This is a genomic window from Bacteroides sp. 2201st1_D9_2201SCRN_220225 (assembly GCF_040928965.1).
GTDB lineage: Bacteria > Bacteroidota > Bacteroidia > Bacteroidales > Bacteroidaceae > Bacteroides > Bacteroides stercoris.
In genome coordinates this window covers 1-3,397 of record NZ_JBCODG010000143.1, presented here as the reverse complement: position 1 = coordinate 3,397, position 3,397 = coordinate 1, and the positions used below count along the sequence as shown (strand labels likewise).

4 protein-coding genes are annotated in these 3,397 nt (G+C 40.0%); 1 reads left to right on the top strand and 3 read right to left on the bottom strand.

Annotated features, from left to right (window positions below):
* Positions 1–968 (top strand): mobilization protein (locus tag AB5903_RS22075; protein ID WP_368118298.1); only part of this gene is annotated, 968 nt, incomplete at its 5' end.
* A 66-nt stretch (positions 969–1,034) separates the two neighbouring features.
* Here AB5903_RS22075 and AB5903_RS22070 read toward each other — a convergent pair.
* From AB5903_RS22070 to AB5903_RS22060, 3 genes are all read right to left on the bottom strand, one after another.
* Positions 1,035–1,838, bottom strand: coding sequence for an ankyrin repeat domain-containing protein (locus tag AB5903_RS22070; protein WP_254029909.1), 804 nt, complete (start codon positions 1,836–1,838; stop codon positions 1,035–1,037).
* A 55-nt stretch (positions 1,839–1,893) separates the two neighbouring features.
* Positions 1,894–3,189, bottom strand: a complete 1,296-nt coding sequence (locus tag AB5903_RS22065) for a PAAR-like protein (RefSeq protein ID WP_254029910.1) — start codon at positions 3,187–3,189, stop codon at positions 1,894–1,896.
* A gap of 4 nt (positions 3,190–3,193) precedes the next feature.
* Positions 3,194–3,397, bottom strand: a 204-nt coding sequence (locus tag AB5903_RS22060) for a hypothetical protein (protein ID WP_368118297.1), incomplete at its 5' end; no start/stop codon positions are given.

Here is a 3,397-nt window from a genome sequence, read left to right as displayed (position 1 = left end):
ATTACCATGCGCACATCGTATTCGACTGGATGAACCACGACACGGGCAAGAGCCAAAAACTCAACGATGACGATATGATGGCGATGCAGACTTTGGCATCTGACATCCTCTCCATGAAACGTGGGCAATCCAAAGCCGAGACAGGTAAGAAGCATTTGGAGCGTAACGATTTCATCGTCGAGAAGCAGAAAGAGGAGATGAACCGCCTTGATGCTACAAGGCAGTACAGGGAGCATCAGCTGGAAACCGCAAACCAAAAGATGCAGGAGGTTGAAAGCAGAACCAACATCCTTATCGAAACGGCTTATCAAAAGGAGCGGCAGAGTGAAGACCTTGACAGGGCTATCAAAGAAAAACGCTCCAAACTGAATAGGGAGAAAGGCAGTGAACTGCTTGATGCCGCTGTCTGTTGGGCTACAGGCAAATCTAAAGCCTTGAAAAATGAAATCGAGGATTTACGTAGCGAGATTTCCACGCACGAGGAGACCATTGAGCGGTTGCAGGATAAAATCCAGACCATGCAGAACAATCACCACAGTGAACTGATGAAACTGGAGGCAAAGTACCAATCCGAACTTAACCGTAAGGATGCAGCGCATACGGAGGAAACAGCGAGGCTCAAAAACCGCATTTCGTGGCAGAACCAGATTATCGGCTGTTTCAGTTTCCTCTTGCTCAAAACAAGCGACATCTTCTGCAAGGCGGTAAATGGCATCATCCGTTTGGCACGGGATTATTACAAGCCTCGTTTCGATGCGGAGCAGGTATCGGACATCAAGAGTGCCTTAAACCTGTTCGGTGATGACAAACAGTCGCACCAAGCAGCCGGAGACTTCTTGTATATCACAGCCATGCAGAAAGGCAAACTGGATAATCGGGAGCAAATTAAAGCCAGACGGGAAGTCGATAACATACTGGAGGGACATTATGACCAACAGCAAAAGATGGGGCGTTCGATGGGAAGATAAAATATAACCCAGTAGATTTCGGTTGAATTTATATCAATCAACCGAAATCTACTGACTGACACACATTTACATCCAATTCCATTCTACTTTGTTCGTATCAGTTTGATTTTGACAGGGATTAGTAGTTGTAGAATCTGTTTTCTCTTCTACATTTTTTGCAGGCTTCAATGAAACAGGAAATTGAACGCCCAATCCCTTAAGCCTTTCCATAATCTCACGTGCGTGGTTAATATATTTAGGAGTGCCCAAGTTTTTATTGACTATTTTTTGCACCATGTACGCTAAACTATTTCCCTTTTTACCGATATATAGTGGATCTGCTCCATAACTCCATAATAAATCTACCAAGTCTAACCTTCTACTTAATACGGCATGTTGCATTGGCGTATAATCTCCAAATACCAGATTGATATTCGCTCCATTTTCTATTAGATAACGGACTTTCTTTTGATCTTTCCCCGAATTCATTATGCAAGTCACTAAAGGAGGAGAAACGATTGTATCATTTACGTTTGCCCCTTTTTCAATCAATAATTTTATATACTTTATAGAGTACCAATGATTTCTGCATACGCAAACTAAAGGAGTTAATTTCTCAATGCTTCCATCAGGGTGTTTTACTATAGACAATTGATTGGGATTAGCGCCAAGCTCCAATAGGGCTTTCGTCATATCGTATTTCTCTATGTAAATTGAATATAAAAGATATGTAAAGCCCGATGCTCCAGGTTTGTTTACATCAATTCTACCAGATTGAATATATTCTTTGACTTTCTTCTTGTTTTCATGATATATTGCATTCGCCATAGTAATTTCCAAGTAGTCTGTACGACTAAAATATGTTTCTGGCTTAAATTTATCTACTTTCATGTTACAGCATTTGAAAATGGTTAGTAAAAATATGCTTACTGTTAGATACAAAAACTTATTCATATTCAGTATAAACTTGTATGTCAGGAGTATTTTTTTGTTCCGCCATAAGAGCCTCTTTTAATTTGGACTCCATTAATGAATGCCCGGAAAGCAAAGAGCAATCCGTTTCAAGTCCAATTCTTTGTCCCGCCACCTGTGGCAAGCTATTAGTCAAAAAAATTCCGCTTCCTAAAAAAGAGAGGAACCCACATTTGGATGATGCTAATAAAGCCATCAATATGCTTCGATGATTCTGCGCAATATTCAGCGGATCTTTATCTGAGTAATATGCTTGTATATGTTGGGTATTCTCTGCGTTAACTTCTTGGTCTTGAAAAGTCTGATTATGAACTCCAGCGGCATTAAATGTATATGTATCTGCACCTGTTGCCGCGCCTCCAATAGTCGCTAATCCTCCACCTAAAGAATGCCCTGTAATTATGAGTTTTTTATTCTCTCCCTTTTCATTATCTTCTTCAATCTTTGAGCATATTGTGTTTGATAAAGATACTGCGTTAGCATATTGACCGTCTTCCTTATCATCCAATCCAAAAGCCTGCTTCCCATCTGTAACAGCATCCTTATGATTAAAATTCCCTTCATCATCTTTTAGCTCTGTTCCGGCAAAGGCTAAAATATAAATATCTCCATTTTTGAATAGCTTAGCCTTAAAGCCATTTTGATTATTGATTAGAACGGCTGCTATTTCATCACCAAATTCTTTTTCCAAATCTTTAATTTCAGTCCAGCCATTAGGGATTTCTGCATTGTCTTTATATCTTGGAGAGTCCTCATTATCTACATTATATGCACAATTAGACAAGGCGAGAGCATCCAAAACAATTTCAATTTGGGGTAAGATGATAGATACCATACCACCCAAAAGACAATTCAATTTTGCATCAGGCATCAATGCTTTTTGATTCTGTAGTAGAACAGTGTCTTTTACCATTGTCCACCTATTCGGTTTCGTTAGACAAGCGCAGATACATGGCATCAACGATAGCAATTTACCGCTAATTGAACCAACGAGAGCCCCTGAGCCTATGGCAGCTACAATTCCACCAATGGCAGCACCTCCGGTGAGAATAGCTCCGGCTGCTATAACAGCTCCAACAAGAGCTCCAACGAGTGCCCCTGCTGTAACCATCTTCAAACAATAGAAATTCCCGTCCATGCGGTCATTCATGGTTGCCACAAGTTTACCATGCGCATATATTGTACTTTGGCTGTTTACCTGTATGCGTTGCATACAAGTTCCCTCGGAACAAATCAGCCAATTCCCATCAATCAAAAATTTACGTGCCATATTTTTAGTTGATTATGAGATTAGTGAATGTGATTTTCTTTGTGTGTATCAAGTTTTCACAAGACTGCTCCTGCATCTGAACCTCTATATTCTGAAGAATACGGTCAGTATTGAATCCATAAACAGCCTCAATATTGAAATTATAATCAAAACGACATTGTGTCAAAGGTCTTATCTGTTTTTCATATTTTTCCATCATCGAGGCTCT

Coding starts and splice junctions, on each gene's coding strand:
- AB5903_RS22070 (WP_254029909.1), bottom strand. CDS start 1,838: ATGAAAGTAGATAAATTTAAGCCAGAAACATATTTTAGTCGTACAGAC.
- AB5903_RS22065 (WP_254029910.1), bottom strand. CDS start 3,189: ATGGCACGTAAATTTTTGATTGATGGGAATTGGCTGATTTGTTCCGAG.